Source organism: Methylomonas sp. LL1 (assembly GCF_015711015.1).
In the GTDB taxonomy this organism is placed as follows: Bacteria; Pseudomonadota; Gammaproteobacteria; order Methylococcales; family Methylomonadaceae; genus Methylomonas.
This window is the reverse complement of record NZ_CP064653.1, coordinates 2,507,364-2,523,265: the sequence shown is the minus strand read 5'-3', so window position 1 is coordinate 2,523,265 and position 15,902 is coordinate 2,507,364. Positions and strand designations below refer to the sequence as shown.

At 52.1% G+C, this 15,902-nt stretch carries 14 protein-coding genes; 9 read left to right on the top strand and 5 right to left on the bottom strand.

What is annotated here, in order from left to right; all coding sequences use genetic code 11:
• Positions 1 to 6: 6 nt before the first annotated feature.
• Positions 7 to 474 (bottom strand): nuclear transport factor 2 family protein, encoded by a 468-nt coding sequence (locus IVG45_RS11730; protein ID WP_196434030.1) that lies wholly within the window; start codon positions 472 to 474, stop codon positions 7 to 9.
• Positions 475 to 572: 98 nt separating this feature from the next.
• Here IVG45_RS11730 and IVG45_RS11725 point away from each other — a divergent pair, with 98 nt between their 5' ends.
• Entirely contained in the window at positions 573 to 1,169 is a 597-nt protein-coding gene (locus IVG45_RS11725; protein ID WP_230874554.1) for a TetR/AcrR family transcriptional regulator, read from the top strand.
• On the opposite strand, the gene IVG45_RS11720 is transcribed toward IVG45_RS11725, so the two are convergent.
• Positions 1,170 to 3,851, bottom strand: a complete 2,682-nt coding sequence (locus IVG45_RS11720; RefSeq protein ID WP_196434029.1) for a cation-transporting P-type ATPase — start codon at positions 3,849 to 3,851, stop codon at positions 1,170 to 1,172.
• A gap of 188 nt (positions 3,852 to 4,039) precedes the next feature.
• On the opposite strand from IVG45_RS11720, the gene IVG45_RS11715 reads away from it, so the two are divergent.
• Positions 4,040 to 4,246 carry a hypothetical protein gene (locus tag IVG45_RS11715; RefSeq protein WP_196434028.1) on the top strand — a complete coding sequence of 69 codons (207 nt, stop codon included), beginning with the start codon at positions 4,040 to 4,042 and terminating at the stop codon, positions 4,244 to 4,246.
• Positions 4,247 to 4,300: 54 nt separating this feature from the next.
• Here IVG45_RS11715 and IVG45_RS11710 read toward each other — a convergent pair whose 3' ends face one another.
• Entirely contained in the window at positions 4,301 to 5,047 is a 747-nt protein-coding gene (locus tag IVG45_RS11710) for a HesA/MoeB/ThiF family protein (RefSeq protein WP_196434027.1), read from the bottom strand.
• Positions 5,048 to 5,189: 142 nt separating this feature from the next.
• Here IVG45_RS11710 and groES point away from each other — a divergent pair, with 142 nt between their 5' ends.
• The 6 genes from groES (at position 5,190) to IVG45_RS11680 (ending at position 11,210) form a co-directional block, all read left to right on the top strand.
• Positions 5,190 to 5,477 (top strand): co-chaperone GroES, encoded by a 288-nt coding sequence (gene groES, locus IVG45_RS11705; RefSeq protein ID WP_330165356.1) that lies wholly within the window; start codon positions 5,190 to 5,192, stop codon positions 5,475 to 5,477.
• 48 nt (positions 5,478 to 5,525) lie between these two features.
• Positions 5,526 to 7,166: a chaperonin GroEL gene (groL, locus tag IVG45_RS11700; protein WP_196434025.1), complete on the top strand. Its 1,641-nt coding sequence runs from the start codon at positions 5,526 to 5,528 to the stop codon at positions 7,164 to 7,166.
• Positions 7,167 to 7,582: 416 nt separating this feature from the next.
• The gene (locus IVG45_RS11695; RefSeq protein WP_196434024.1) at positions 7,583 to 8,518 is read left to right on the top strand and encodes a GGDEF domain-containing protein; all 936 of its coding nucleotides are present in this window, start codon (positions 7,583 to 7,585) and stop codon (positions 8,516 to 8,518) included.
• A gap of 198 nt (positions 8,519 to 8,716) precedes the next feature.
• Complete coding sequence (locus IVG45_RS11690; RefSeq protein ID WP_230874553.1) at positions 8,717 to 9,097, top strand: hypothetical protein; 381 nt, start codon at positions 8,717 to 8,719, stop codon at positions 9,095 to 9,097.
• A 1-nt stretch (position 9,098) separates the two neighbouring features.
• Positions 9,099 to 9,698: a c-type cytochrome gene (locus IVG45_RS11685; protein ID WP_196434023.1), complete on the top strand. Its 600-nt coding sequence runs from the start codon at positions 9,099 to 9,101 to the stop codon at positions 9,696 to 9,698.
• 3 nt (positions 9,699 to 9,701) lie between these two features.
• Positions 9,702 to 11,210 carry a cbb3-type cytochrome c oxidase subunit I gene (locus IVG45_RS11680; RefSeq protein WP_196434022.1) on the top strand — a complete coding sequence of 503 codons (1,509 nt, stop codon included), beginning with the start codon at positions 9,702 to 9,704 and terminating at the stop codon, positions 11,208 to 11,210.
• A 126-nt stretch (positions 11,211 to 11,336) separates the two neighbouring features.
• Here the strand turns inward: IVG45_RS11680 and IVG45_RS11675 are convergent, their stop codons facing one another.
• Positions 11,337 to 11,978, bottom strand: coding sequence for a hypothetical protein (locus IVG45_RS11675; protein ID WP_196434021.1), 642 nt, complete (start codon positions 11,976 to 11,978; stop codon positions 11,337 to 11,339).
• Positions 11,979 to 12,342: 364 nt separating this feature from the next.
• Here IVG45_RS11675 and IVG45_RS11670 point away from each other — a divergent pair, with 364 nt between their 5' ends.
• Positions 12,343 to 13,704: a transposase gene (locus tag IVG45_RS11670; protein WP_196434020.1), complete on the top strand. Its 1,362-nt coding sequence runs from the start codon at positions 12,343 to 12,345 to the stop codon at positions 13,702 to 13,704.
• A gap of 77 nt (positions 13,705 to 13,781) precedes the next feature.
• Here the strand turns inward: IVG45_RS11670 and pgaB are convergent, their stop codons facing one another.
• Positions 13,782 to 15,716, bottom strand: coding sequence for a poly-beta-1,6-N-acetyl-D-glucosamine N-deacetylase PgaB (gene pgaB / locus IVG45_RS11665; RefSeq protein ID WP_196434019.1), 1,935 nt, complete (start codon positions 15,714 to 15,716; stop codon positions 13,782 to 13,784).
• Between the last annotated feature and the right edge of the window lie 186 nt (positions 15,717 to 15,902).

The window sequence follows — 15,902 nt, the reverse complement described above, 5'->3', positions numbered from 1 at the left end:
TCCAACCTACAGATCTAATTCGCTCAAGCCCGGATGACCGTCCGGTCGCCGGCCTAAAGGCCAATGAAATAAACGTTCGCTTTCCTTGATCGCCATATCGTTGATGCTGGCGAACCGCCGTTGCATCAGGCCGTACTCGTTAAATTCCCAATTCTCGTTACCGTAGCTGCGGAACCAGTTACCTGCTTCGTCATGCCACTCGTAGGCAAAACGCACCGCGATCCGATTTTCGGTATAGGCCCATAATTCCTTGATCAAGCGGTAATCCAATTCCTTGGCCCATTTGCGCTGTAAAAATTCACGAACTTGCTCGCGCCCTCGTGGAAATTCCGAGCGGTTGCGCCAGATGGTGTCTTCGGTATATACCTGCACGACGCGGTCGGGATCGCGACTGTTCCAGGCATCTTCCGCCATGCGTACTTTTTGTAGAGCGGTTTCCGGGGTAAAGGGAGGTAAAGGCGGTTTGGTATCCATTGCTGATCTCCAACGGGAAATGAAAGGAGTATGTAGACAGAGTTGTCTACATGCGACAATGGTAGCAATGGTAGACAGAGTTGTCTACAATCCAGATTATGATTTCAACAACGAATATCGCGGATAAACCGGCTCGTGACAGGATATTGCTCACCGCGCATGATTTGTTCTATCGCGATGGGATTCGAGCCACGGGGATCGATAAAGTGATTGCCGAATCCGGCGTCAGCAAGGTGACGTTTTATAGGCATTTCCCCAGCAAGCACGATTTGATACGGGCTTTTCTGGATTACCGCCATTGGCGTTGGATGGCATGGTTTACCGATGCTTTACCGCGCCATGGCGCTCGGTCGGGCGGTGGTTTGCTGCCCTTGGTCGCCACGCTGGAAGAGTGGTTTTCCAGTCCGGTGTTTCGTGGCTGTGCGTTTATCAATATTACTGCGGAGTTGGGGGACGCCGTGCCCGATGTACTGGATATTTGCCGAAATCATAAGCAGGATATGTTGATGATTATCGCCGATTTACTCCCCGAATCGGCATCACGTATGGTTCTAGCCAATGCCGCCGCACTGGCCGTGGACGGCGCAATAGTCAAGGCACAACTTGGATGCGGGAAAGATGATGAGGCGAAAGCCGCCTTGCACAGTCTGTCGGTTATTTTGACGTTATTGGATCAATTTGATCGGTCCCAATGATCAGGCAAACAGACGCCATAGTAATTTTTCCAGTCCCACGACGCTATAAACAATCAGGCCGCAGGCTAGGATCAATAGCCAGTCTTCAACACCGATTGCGGCACTGCCGAATAAGGCTTGCATCGGCGGCCAGTAGGTAAACAGTAATTGCAACAGCGTCATGCTGGTGACGCCAAAGATGACCCATAGGTTGGAGAATACACCGACGTGAAACATCGAATAATTCAACGAACGGCAGTTGAATAGATAAAACAGTTCGCAAATTACGAACACATTGACGGCGACGGAGCGAGCTACCGCCAATGATTTACCCTGAGCTAACTCATATTCGAATAAACCGAAAGATCCCGCCAGTAATAATACGCCAACCAGACAAACCCTAAATACCAGGTGCTTAGTTAGAATAGGTTGCTTGGGATTGCGTGGTTGCCTATCCATCAAGCCCGGTTCCTTGGGCTCGAACGACAGCATTAGGCCGAGTAACACAGCGGTGGTCATATTGATCCACAGGATTTGTACCGGGGTGATGGGCAAGGCGACATTGGCGAACACCGCCGCGGTAATCACCAGGCCTTCTCCTAGGTTGGTCGGTAAGGTCCAGGCGATGAATTTCACCAGATTGTCGAACACGCCGCGACCTTCTTCCACGGCCGCTTCAATGGTGGCGAAATGATCGTCGGTCAGTATCATCGCCGCCGCTTCCTTGGCGACTTCGGTGCCTCCAAGTCCCATCGCCACGCCGATGTTGGCTTGCCGTAACGCGGGAGCATCGTTGACGCCGTCGCCGGTCATTGCCACCACATGACCGTTGGCCTGCAACGCTTGCACCAACTGTAGTTTTTGTTCCGGGGCAATGCGGGCATAGACGGAACATTGCTCCACCAGTACCGGATATTGGCTTTGCTCAATCGCTTGCAATTCGGCACCGCTGATAACCCGTTCGGTTTGACGCATACCCAGTTGACGGGCGATGGCCAGAGCGGTGATCGGGTGGTCCCCGGTGATCATTTTGACCTGAATGCCGGCTTGGTAACAGGCGGCAATGGAGGCGGCGGCTTCCGGTCGCGGCGGATCGATCATGGCTTGCAACCCCAGGAAGGTCAGGCCGCCGCATACTTCATCGTGCTGAACCTCATTGTCTTGGTGATCGGAACGGGCAAAGGCCAGTACGCGAAGGCCACGCGCGGCCATTTCTTCAACCTGACGATGAAGCTGATCTTTATCGAGAGCCACGAGCTGCATCTGACTGTCAAAAGCTTTGTCGCAACGAGACAACAGGCTTTCGATCGATCCTTTCATATAGATATGCCGAGCGTCCTGAGCCAGATTGTGGTGCAGCGTAGCCATGAATTGATGTTGAGATTCGAACGGTATCGCATCCAGCCTCGGATGATCACTACTGACTTGGGTTTGATGCAGGCCGGCCTTGTGAGCGGCCACCAGTAATGCGCCCTCGGTGGGATCGCCTTCGATGCTCCAATTATCAGGGTCGGCTACCAGCCGGGCATCGTTACACAGTAGGCCGGCCTTGAGGCATTCCATCAAGGCGGGATTGATTTGCGGGGTTATCGTTTCGCCATTGAGGTTGAATTTACCTTCGGGGGTGTAACCGCTGCCGCCGACTTCGAAATATTCGCCGCCAGTGTATATGGTCTGAACCGTCATCTGGTTCTGGGTTAGGGTGCCGGTTTTGTCCGAGCAGATGACTGTCGTACTACCCAACGTCTCCACGGCCGGCAGCTTGCGGATGATGGCATTGCGTTTGGCCATGCGCGATACGCCGATCGCCAGGGTAATGGTGATCGCGGCCGGCAGCCCCTCTGGGATTGCACCGACGGCCAACGCGACACAGGCCATGAACATATCCAGCATGGAGTGTCCGCGCCAGACGCCGACACCAAAGGTCAGCACGGCGCAGCCGATGATGATCCAGAGCAAAAGCTGGCTGAATTGGCTGATTTTCTGCGTTAGCGGTGTTTCCAGATCGGTCGCGCTGGCGATCATGCGATTGATCAGACCGATTTCGGTGCGATCGCCGGTTCCCACGACCAAACCTAGTCCGCCTCCGTAAGTCACCAATGTCGACGAGTAAGCCATATTGTTTCGATCGGCCAGTATTGTGGCGGCATCCAGGGTGCCGGTTTGTTTTTCCACCGGCACCGATTCGCCGGTCAATGCGGATTCGTCAATTTGCAACTCGCGAATTTGTAGCAGGCGTAAATCGGCGGGTACCTTGTCGCCGGATTGCAAAAAAACCAAATCGCCGGGAGCCAGTTCACTGGCCGAGATCTGACGACGTTGGCCGTCGCGTAACACCGTGCTGCTGATATTGAGAACTTGAGCCAGTGCATTAATGGCTCTCAAGGCATTGGCTTCCTGGATAAAGCCAATGATGGCGTTGACCAGTACCACTCCAAAGATGACGCTGCTATCGACCCATTCTTCCAAAAATGCCGTAATCGCGGCGGATAACAACAATATGTAAACCAGCGGTTGATGGAATTGCGACAGAAATAGCCGCAACGGGCTTTTGCCTTTGCGCGGAGTCAGTCGATTGGGGCCGTAATCGGCAAGACGCTTTTGTGCCTCGGCCTCGCTCAAACCTTGCTGAATCTCGATGCCTAAGTCGCGCAATAGAGCATCGGGGGGCAGGCTGTGCCAGTCGGTTTTCGGCGGGTTCATCGTTGACTCCGGAGTTTGCGGGATTATTTGCTTCAACAACCTAGCAATAGCGGGCTGCAAGATTAAACGGATGTGTCGCAATTTTGAAGTAATAATTTTACGCTTGTTCCCCATTCAGGATGGGGTTATATTCCGCTATAAGGTCAAGGCCTTATTTTAAAAACAAAAACAACAAATTGGAGGAGACTATGGGTGGCGTAATAGAACTTTGGGTTTGGATGCTGGTGATAGCCTGTTTTGCATTTGCACCGCTAGGTTATTTTATTTATATGTACACGATGAAGAGTGGCGAGCCGTTTGGGGATATTGAACCGCATGGCGACAGCGAGTCGGCGGTGTTGAATATAGCCGCAAAACTAATCGATAAAGTTAAAGCGGTGATCGGTAAAAAATAACTACCGCTCATTACAAAAGCCGGGGAAACCCGGCTTTTTTGTAGCCATGGTTTGTTAATCCGTGCCGCAAGTCGGGCAAGCCGGATTTTTCTTCAGGCGCAAGGTTTGCCATTCCATATTGAGGCTGTCCAGCAACAGTAGGCGGCCGGTCAAGCTTTCTCCAATGTTCATGATGATTTTCATCGCTTCCAAAGCCTGAATGCTGCCGACAATACCGGTAATCGGCGCAATCACGCCGTTGCGGGCGCAGTTTTGCAATTCCTCGCCATCGCTTTGATACAAACAATTGTAGCAAGGGCTGTCGTTCAGTCCGGGGGTGAATACGCTGATTTGGCCTTCGAAACGAATCGCCGCGCCCGATACCAGCGGCGTGTGTTGTTCGACGCAAGCTCGGTTGATCGCGAAGCGGGTACCGAAGTTATCGCTGCAGTCGAGCACCACATCGGCCGCCGCGACTTCCCGATCCAGAAGTTGTCCCTGTAATCGAGCCTTATGGGCCAGCACATTCACTTCCGGATTGATTTTTTTCAGGGTGTTAAGGGTTGAAATGACTTTATCCAGCCCTATATCGGGGGTGTTGTGGGCAATCTGTCGTTGCAAATTGGTTAAATCCACCTGATCGTCATCGTAGATAGTGATTTGTCCAATACCTGCCGCGGCGAGGTACATCGCCGCGGGGGAACCGAGGCCGCCGGCGCCGACGATCAATATCTTGGCGTCGAGTAACTTTTGCTGCCCAGTCATATCGACTTGCGGCAGCATGATCTGGCGGCTGTAACGGAGTAATTGTTGGTCGTTCATGATGATGGCTGTGATGAGTAGGTCGCAGATAATGCCAAAGAGCTTGACAGAGTGCAAAACCCCGATATTATTAGCACTCATGGCTAGAGAGTGCTAATAAGTTATTTAAACGTTAACTTTAATCTACATTAAGGAGATATTGATGAAAATTCGTCCGTTACATGACCGCGTTGTCGTAAAACGCGTTGAAGAAGAAACCAAAACCGCCGGTGGTATCGTATTACCCGGTTCCGCCGCGGAAAAGCCTAGCGAAGGCGAAGTACTGGCCGTCGGTTCCGGCAAACAATTGGATAACGGCCAAGTGCGTGCTCTGGAAGTTAAAGTTGGCGACAAAGTATTGTTCGGCAAATATTCCGGCACTGAAGTCAAAGTCGATGGCGAGCAATATATCGTCATGCGCGAAGAAGACATCATGGGCATCTTGGGTTAATCCCAAACGATTGTTTATCAATTAGTTAATAGATTAGGAATATAAAAAATGGCAGCAAAAGACGTAAAATTTGGCGGCGAAGCCCGCGCATTAATGGCGCAAGGTGTCAACATCCTGGCTAACGCGGTAAAAGTTACCTTGGGTCCTAAAGGCCGTAACGCCGTACTGGATAAAAGCTTCGGCGCTCCAACCATCACCAAGGACGGCGTTTCAGTCGCGAAAGAAATCGAATTGCAAGACAAGTTCGAAAATATGGGTGCGCAAATGGTGAAAGAGGTCGCTTCCAAGACTTCCGATGTGGCCGGCGACGGCACCACCACCGCAACCGTTTTGGCTCAAGCTATCGTCAACGAAGGCTTGAAATCAGTCGCCGCGGGCATGAACCCGATGGATCTGAAACGTGGTATCGACACAGCGGTTAGCGCGGCGGTTGCGGCGATCGAAAAGGCCGCAACCCCTTGCGTCGACAGCCATGCCATCGCTCAAGTCGGCACTATCTCCGCCAACTCCGACGAATCCGTCGGCGCGATCATCGCCGAAGCGATGGAAAAAGTCGGTAAAGAAGGTGTTATCACCGTTGAAGAAGGCACTGGTTTGAACAATGAACTGGACGTCGTCGAAGGTATGCAATTCGACCGCGGCTACCTGTCCCCATATTTCATCAACAAACAAGAAAATATGAGCGTTGAACTGGACGATCCATTCGTCCTGTTGTACGACAAAAAAATCTCCAACATCCGCGAAATGTTGCCGATTCTGGAAGGTGTGGCCAAATCAGGCCGTTCACTGTTGATCATTGCCGAAGACGTCGAAGGCGAAGCCTTGGCGACTCTGGTTGTCAACAACATGCGCGGTATCGTTAAAGTCGCGGCAGTCAAAGCACCTGGCTTCGGCGACCGCCGTAAAGCCATGCTGGAAGACATCGCGGTTCTGACCGGCGGCGTAGTGATCTCCGAGGAAGTGGGCCTGTCTCTGGAAAAAGCCGACATTTCTCAATTGGGCACCGCAAAACGCGTCCAAATCAACAAAGAAAACACCACCATCATCGACGGTGCCGGCGACGAAGGCCAAATCAAAGGCCGCGTGGCTCAAATCCGTGCTCAAGCCGACGAAGCGACTTCCGATTACGACCGTGAAAAACTGCAAGAACGTCTGGCTAAATTGGCTGGCGGCGTAGCGGTGATCAAAGTCGGTGCCGCGACCGAAGTTGAAATGAAAGAGAAGAAAGCCCGCGTTGAAGACGCGCTGCATTCAACCCGCGCGGCGGTTGAAGAAGGCGTGGTCGCCGGTGGCGGTACCGCGCTGATTCGTGCGCTGTCCGCGCTGGAGGGCCTGCAAGGCAACAACCACGACCAAACCGTCGGTATCAACATCCTGCGTCGCGCGATGGAAGAGCCCCTGCGCCAAATCGTCACCAACGCCGGCGACGAAGCTTCGGTTGTACTGAACGAAGTCAAAAAAGGCACGGGTAACTTCGGTTACAACGCAGCCACCGGTGAATACGGCGACATGATTGCAATGGGTATTCTGGATCCCGCCAAAGTAACCCGTTATGCATTGCAAAATGCAGCCTCCGTGGCCGGTCTGATGATCACTACCGAAGTGATGATTGCCGATCTGCCGGCTGATAGCAAGGCTCCTGCAATGCCTGACATGGGCGGCATGGGCGGTATGGGCGGCATGATGTAATTGCCGTTTTAAACGCTGCTTACACTAAAAAACCTCGGTGCCCTTGGGTGCCGGGGTTTTTTTATGTCCAAAGACAGCTGAACAAGTTGATTCCGCTGATCTGCCATGGGCTACCGCGGCTTGCCGAAGGAATTGAGTCAAATGGTTTGGTAAACATAAGCTCGCTGCCGTTTTTCCTGTAAATGGGCAATGGCGCCTATGAACCATTCATGCTGGCTGGAGCGGCTAAGCTTGATGCCCGAGCCGCTATTTGAGACACTGCGAACCATTATTGAATGGCCGGTTTCTATTCTGTCTCGTGCTTGGCCTGTTAGGTAGTTTGTTAAAACCGGTATTCGTCATTGGATACCTTAAGGTTTTGCCAATCAGCTGCATCCACCGGCTTCCGCCGTTAAATCATTAATCCGGTTCGCGTCATGAATTCTCCGAACAAAAAAATATCGCTGCCAGCTTCAATTACCATGGTCGGTGAAGTTTTCAATAGGGGGCACGGCAAGGCCGCGCTCGAACCCTATTTGGTGATTCTGGCGGGCTGCGATCGGGGTAAGCAGTTCAAACTCGACCGGCAACGCCATGTGTTCGGTCGTAGCGATGATGCGGATATTGTGATTGGCGATCCGAAAATTTCCAGAAAGCATGGCCTGCTGACTGTTTGTTCCGAGCGCATTTTGCTGGAAGATTTACAATCCACCAACGGCACCTTTCTGGCCGGCGAACGCATCGCAAAACGCTGGTTGGACGTGCATGATCGGATTCAGGCCGGAGATACCGTGATGCGCGTTGATTACAAGTGCATTAGCGAAGCCGAATCGGAACAGGCGTTGTATCGGGCGGCTTATACCGACGCGTTGACCGGTATCCTCAATCGGGGTGCATTCATGCAGCGGGCACAGGAAGAGTTTTCGTTTTGCAAGCGCAATAATGCCTTGTTGACTATCATCATGTGCGATGTCGATCATTTCAAACGAAAAAATGATAACCATGGGCATCCGGCCGGCGATCAAATTTTGAAGGAATTGGCCTCGATTTTAGCCGAGGAAATGCGTAAGGAGGATTTGCTGGCCCGTTACGGTGGCGAAGAGTTCATCATGCTGTTGCGCGAAACCCCGGAAAACGCCGCGACGGGTTGGGCGGATAGAATCCGGCGGTCCGTGATGCAGCACTGCTTTACCTATCAGGGACAAGCCATACCGACGACCATTTCGATCGGCATTTGCACCCGGCGCGTGGAAGCCGCGGATTCGTTGTCGACGATCATCCAAGTTGCGGACGACGCCTTGTACCGAGCCAAGCAAAATGGCCGCAATCGGCTGGAAGTTGCGATTCCTGCCGCATTCATCGACCAGGGCTGAATTGGCAATCAATCCCGCTATGCGCGCGGCTGAGGATCATTCCTGTTTTTGTTGACTCAGAAGGGGTGTTTGGGTGCGTTGCTAGTATATTTTTGGCAGTAAAGCCCTGGACAAACTTCACTTAAGCCATCAGTGTTTAGGCGTTTTTCGCTGACTGTAGCAATAACCGGCAAGAAAGACTACACTCTTTGGCAATATATGGGAGATTTATATGCTAAAAGCTTTGTTATTGCTTGCTTCACCCGGCGTATGTTGATCGAACCGGTCGCGCTGGCGGACTTTTTTCTGAGTTTTTTTAGTGCTGCCATGATTATCTTGCTGGGCGCTTTATATGCCGGTCTTTTCGCCTGGGCAAAAATCACCGCTCAATATCGGTTTCAGCTTGGCGCATGGTTTGTCTATTTTGCCTTATTGATTACTGTTGGCCTGTTCAGTCAAATCAATCACTTTAGCGGTTATTGGCTAGGCCTATCTTTTCTAATGGCAGCGGGTTACGGCTGGATGCCTTATTTGATTTGGCGATTGTGCGCCGCCACCCATGCCGACGAATCCGAACACTCACAACACCCTGGAGGTTAGCATGACCGAACAAATCCCACGCTGGGCATCGGAAACATTCTGGAAAAAAACCGCGATTTGGGTCACCGGTGGTTCCTTTGTGTTACTGGTGATTTTAACCTTCGACTCGCTGAAACAAATCAGCGCCGGTAGTTCCAGGGTGCAGGCTTACAGCGTCATCAACAAAGACGTTAGCTACCGCTTCGACAAGGCCAAACAGCGTTATCAACCGGTGATCGGTGACGATGCGCCGCTATTTGGCAAACTATTGAGCGAAGAAGAGGCTGAAAATCTGGTCGATCTAGGCAAAAAAACCGTGCAGGCTAAAAACTGCATGAATTGTCACACCCTGCTCGGCAACGGCGCCTATTACGCGCCGGATTTGACCAAGGCCTGGTTGGATCAAGGCTGGATAGCAAAGGAATCGCGTGAACAGATGATGGTCAATTTTCTGCTCGATCCGGAAAAAAATGCCCGCACCTTTGGTACCAACCGCAAGATGCCCAATCTGGACATTACCCAGTTGGAAGCGGAGGCCATCGTCGCCTTTTTGAAATGGATGTCGGCCATCGACACTAACGGGTTTCCGCATAATTTCAAAGCCATCGGCGAAGAGGAATAACAGATGACGCTACAAACCTATCAAGAAAAAGCCGCGGTTTGTTGGGCCGGTTGCAAGCAACGCCACGCCGTATTCATGGCCAATCCACATTTGAGCGGCGGCCAGAAACTGGCGGTGCATTATTTTACCGTCGCCATGGTGTTGTTCATGGCGCAACTGTTGTTTGGGTTGCTGGCTGGGTTGCAGTTTATCTTTCCGAGTTTTTTGTATGAAATCCTCGACTTCAACGTTAATCGCATGGTGCATATCAACGCCATGGTGGTGTGGATGCTGTACGGCTTCATCGGCTCGGTATACTGGTTTTTGGAAGACGAAAGCGGTGTGCCCATCGTCGGCCTAAAATGGGGACAGTTGGCATTCTGGGTGTTGACCGGCGCGGTTACGTTGGTGGTGCTGGTCTATTTGTTGATACAGTTCGGCGCCGGTAACGACACCTCTCTTTGGCTGATCAACGAAGGCCGAGAATACATCGAAGCGCCGCGCTGGGCCGACATCGGCATCGTCGTGGTGATGCTGATTTTCTTCTACAACGTCGCCGCGACTTTTGCCGCCGGCAAATGGTCGGGCATCGCCGGCGTATTAACTCTGGACTTGGTAGCGCTGGCCGGTTTGTACACCGCCGGCATGTTTTATGTCACCAATATATCCGTCGACCAATACTGGTGGTGGTGGGTAATCCATCTGTGGGTGGAAGCCACTTGGGAAGTGCTGGTCGGCTGCATCATGGCCTGGAGTCTGATGAAACTGCTGGGCGTGCGCCGAAAAGTGGTGCAAACCTGGCTGTATATCGAAGTGGCGCTAATGTTCGGCTCCGGCATTCTAGGGTTGGGCCACCATTATTTCTGGATCGGTACGCCGGAATACTGGTTCACCATCGGCGGTTTCTTCTCGGCTTTGGAGCCGATCCCGCTGGTGGCGATGGTGGTGCATTCGATCTACGATGCCGGGGCGCATCGTTTCAAAAATAGTAACCATCCGGCGCTGGCCTGGATCATTGCCCACGCCTTCGGCAATTTTCTCGGGGCCGGGGTTTGGGGCTTCATGCATACCCTGCCGCAGATCAATTTATATACCCACGGCACCCAGTGGTCGGCATCGCATGGGCATCTGGCCTTCTTCGGCGCCTATGCCACGATCAATATCGCCTTCTTTTATTTGGCGGCGCAACAGGCGCGAGGCAATGTCTGGATGGGCGGCGACTTGGTTAACGGCTGGCGCTGGAAAGCCGCCTGTGTGTTGCTGAACCTGGGGGTAATGGGTATGACCGTGGCACTGTTGATCGCCGGTTACGAGCAATCGTTTATCGAACGGGCAGTGGAAGGCTCTACCTGGGCCGGCTATTTCGCCGCCCAAAATCACCCTTGGTTCATGCAGGCCATGATTTGGCGTATGGTATTTGGTTTGATGACGGCGGTGGGCGGTGGCTTGTTGTTCTGGGATTTGCTGGAAATCGGCAAGGGCGAGGAACGGCAAGCGGCCGTGATTGCCGTCGAGGAAAGCGTAGTTCAGTAATTTCCCGGAGAGGATGGGTAATGATCTGGCGGAGCCCCGATGCTCCGCCTTATCCCGGGTAATGCCGAACACCGCTTTTGAGCAAGCGGTGTTCGGCATAATGAGTTGATTTCGGTTTTTTAAGCGCTAAGCGGCCGCTTTTCGGCGCTGCAACAGCAACATCAAACCGGAGCCAAATAACCAGATGCTTGGAGGAACGGGTACCGGGGTCGTGAGTGTTGGGTTAAATTCAACCACAAATCCCCTGACAACATATCTTATTCCTTCGCTGGTGAGATGGGATGAATCAAGGTTGGTGTCATTCCAGCGTTCGTTGCCGGCGCCGGCTTGCCACCAATACATCAGATAATCTTCGGGATCGGGCGTTAACGCGGAATTATCTTGCCAGTGGTTCGGCTCGCCTTGCAGGAAGTTGGTATAGCTAAAGGCCTCTCCGCTCACCCATTGCCAGGCTTGGTGTTTCCATTTGCCGTCGGTTGAATTGTAACTGCTGGTATCGAATCCGCCCAAAAAACTGCCTTGGGCACCGAGTACGCTCCACAAAAAATCGTCTTCCGCCTGGCTGGTTACGGTCGCTAGATAGCCGCTGCCGCCCTGATGCGACAAACTTTCGGCGAAATTTTTTGCCTCGGACCAGTCAAGCCGCCAATCATCCGTAAACGTATGCAACTCGTAATAGTGGCCGTTGCTGGCGTTGTAAACAGGCGATGCTAACGAGGGTAGGCTGAGGGAGGCCAACGATAGAATAGAGAGAACCTTCAAAAGCATGACTAAAACTCCTTTGTTTTATAGTCGGAGGTGGTGAATTATTATAACCTGTATATTTTAAGCAAATGTTATGCCGTTAGCTTTGTTTCTGTAGGGTCTTATAGCGTTTGCATGAGCGTTGGATGATGGGGGTCTGATAAATTTAACTTTCGAGACAAGAATCCAACGTTACGCCGGGATCTTGGATATTGCGGATGGGCTTACGAAGCTGACAGTATTGACAGTGTTGATGTCAGTTCTGGCGTTCCTTGGCAGGAAGCAGTCAACGGGGGCTTTCGGTCGATTGTGTTGAAAAAGTCCCCTGATATACGGTTCCTAGCGTAGTAAAATACAGCCAACAGGCATTCAATCATGAGGTGACGCCATGATGGGACAACAATCCGGGATTCAGGAACAGCTGTTTTTCTGTTTCAGTCTCGAAAACCACATTCCCAAAGATCATCTGCTGCGCGGTATCAACCGCTTCCTCGATCTGGGTGATTTTCGTCAGCAATTAGCAGAGTATTACAGCCCCATTGGCCGGCCGTCGATTGCTCCCGAACTGATGATTCGCATGTTAATCCTTGGCTATTGTTTCGGGATTCGTTCCGAACGCCGTCTCTGTGAAGAAGTACATGTCAACTTGGCTTACCGTTGGTTTTGCAAACTGGATTTAGACGATCCCGTGCCGGATCATTCCACCTTTTCTAAAAACCGTCTGGGTCGCTTTCGGGACAGCCAGGCTTTTCGGATAGTGTTTGAGACTGTCCTGAAACGATGTATGGCAGAAGGCCTGGTGCGTGGCGAAGGTTTTGCCACCGACGCCAGCATCATCAAAGCCGATGCACAACGGCAACGCCGAGTTGAAAGTGGTGATGACATAGATTGGGGCGATCCCGCTCAAGCAGAACGCCCGGTCCGTGAATATCTCGCGGCACTAGAAGAAACGAATGATCCTAAAGAGTCCACCCGGACGCTTTCACTGACCGACCCAGCTGCTACCTGGACAGCTGCGCCTGGTGGGCCCGCATTTTTCGCGTATTCAACCAATTACTTGATCGATCTGGAAGCCGGCATCATCCTCGATGTAGAGGCCTCAGCGGTCAATAAAGCCGCCGAAGTGGAGGCGACTCGGACCATGATTGATCGGGTAGAAGAGACATTTGGTCTGAAGCCCGAACGTTTGGTGGGCGATACCAATTATGGTTCAGCTGCCATGCTCGGATGGTTAGTCGATGAAAAAGACATAGAACCGCATGTCCCCGTATTTGATAAGTCGGAACGCACCGATGGCACCTTCGGTCGTTCTGACTTTACTTATGACGCGGACAATAATCGGTATATCTGCCCTGCGGGTAAGTCTCTGAAAATCGCTTGGCGCAGCAAACAGAAAAACCCTTATCGCTATCGCGCCAGCCAATTGGATTGCCAAGCCTGTCCGCTCAAAGCGCAGTGTTGTCCTAACATGGCTAATCGTCAAATCGATCGAAGCCCCCACGAATCGGCTCGCGATGTCGCTCGTGCCATTACCAAAACCGATGCTTATAAGCAGTCACGCAAGGAGCGCAAGAAGGTGGAAATGCTGTTTGCCCATCTAAAGCGCATTTTGAAGATGGACAAACTACGTTTACGAGGTTTCAGTAATGCCAAAGATGAGTTTCTATTGGCGGCGACTGCCCAAAATCTAAGGCGAATGGCCAAGAGGTTGGCGGTAACAACAACAGAAACCCTCCCAATACCCGCATAACTGCCGAAAAGGCGGTTTTACCTCAACAAAACTCGAGACACCCTCGAAAATTCATTTGCCAGACACCAAAAATCTAATCACTCACTCAAAGCGCCACTCCCTAGCACTTTCAAAATACCGACTTTTTCAACAGAATTGGTCGAGAACAGTTTTTGCAGCGCTTCCAACTTGGGGTGATCGCGGTGCGGGTCATCCGGGTAATAGCCGATATGTTTGGCGCCATGTTGTCTGAGCAATTGAACTTGATCGATAAAAACCGATATGGGAATGTCTTGCCGGTTTTTCCAGTCGACCGTCTGCAATTCGAACAGCATTTTGTCTAAACCACCCGGATATTCAGCGGTTTTGAGTGCTAATTGTTGTAACCATTGCGAGGGATTCTCGGCATTTTCCAGGAATGGCATGGCTTCCACCGCCACATAATCGTAGTGTTTCATGAAGGTCTCCAGCGACTGAGCGTACCATTCTTGGCTGGCCGCATTTAATATCGGCGAAGCAAATATATTACGAGTGGTCTTAATGTAGGGGCGATAAAATTTAACTCTGCTGGTTAAGAAGTCGGTAAATTGTCCAATTAGCTCGGTTTTATGCCGCGCCCATTGCATTCGCAGTTCGGTGGAGGCATGAAGTATTTCAAATTCGCTCGGCAGACCCCAAATGTCATGGCTGTAGGCCATGGCTAGCGCCGAGGCATCTTCAAAGTCCGACAAAATACCGTCATCGTGAAACAAAATCCCATTGAAATCGCAGTGCTTGGCCAAATCTTCAAAAATGTCGCCGACAAATTGGCGTGCGCTGGGATTAAAGGGTGATAGGCGGCTGTTTGGAGAGAGTCGCGGGGCGCCGTCGCGCCATTCGTGGACGTACCAGTCCCGAGGCAGGCTTGCCTTGTAGGCCATGATGGGCAGCCAGGCATATACCTTGACATGGGCCTGGGAGCGCAATTTTAGAGCGACATGATTAAATAGATCGCGCTTGACCGGCAGATGGCGGTTAGGGAAATACAGTTGCTCGGCCTTACCGTCGTCGTCGGGGTCGGCAAAAGCTTGCAGGTAAACCGTATTGGTGCCGCTGGCCTTGATTCTGTTTATCAGCGCGTTGATGTTGCGGGAGGTTTGCGCTTCATCTGCATCGTAGAGATAATCCATGTCGACCTGCGCGACGGTTAGCGATTGGCCGAGACGTTGCTCCCGGACGATGTCGGCAAACTGGTAAATGTCCGGGTTGCCGGTGATGATCAGGCGTTTCATGGCGCCCAGGTCGGCCAAGGTGTTGGCGCCATCGCCCAGGCCCATGGTGAACGGCATGCCCGCGCGGGCGGCCGCGGCCAGGGTTAGGGTATTGTAATCGCCGTAGGGCCAGGCCATCACCCGTGGCCGGGTGCCCAGGGTTTGCAATAACTGCTCCGCGCTGTTGTCCATGGCCTGATCAATGCGTTTACGGTACTCGTCATCGGTTTCGTGGCGGCCATCGGCAAAAGCGAGGGCTGTTGCCGCGCTTTGATGGTCGCCTTGTGCGTTGACAATCACGCCATGATGTAAATCGTAGCCGTGTGATGCAATTTCGACTAAGCCGCTTCCGATAACTTCGCGGAGTTGCTCCTTGGACATCAAGGGCGCGCCATCGGGAGTGGTTTGTTTTTCCAGCCAACTGCCGACTATGGCTAGCGTGGCCGGATATTGGTACTTCTTCAATAAAGGCAGGGCTTGCGTGTAAAAGCTCTGGTAGCCATCATCGAAAGTCAAAATGACGGATTTAGCCGGTAGGGCTCTATTACCCGCCTTGGCGTCGGTCAGGGTTTGGATATCGATCACCCGATAGTTATTATTCCGTAGCCATGCGAAGTGTTGATCCAGGTGATTTGGTTCGACGGCAAAATGATCATTCGAGCCTCGGATAGCTTTTTGATCGACAATGTCGTGATAACTGAGCACCAGAAAATCCGAAAGCGCTGTTTCAGCATGAGTCCACGCCGAAACAGCGAATAAGCAGACGCTGAAAATTGCGGGCATTGAAAAAAGCTTGGTGAGGCTGACCATGGCTTATACCGGAGGAATAATCGCGGATCGGATATTGGGTAAGTTTAGCGTGAAAGCCGGCATGCGTTACATGATCGTCCCTTCAGGTTGACTGTTACCGAAAGGGCTAAAAAATCCAGAGAAACCGCTTCCGCTTGCCTGGCGAGTATTTTGCCAGGG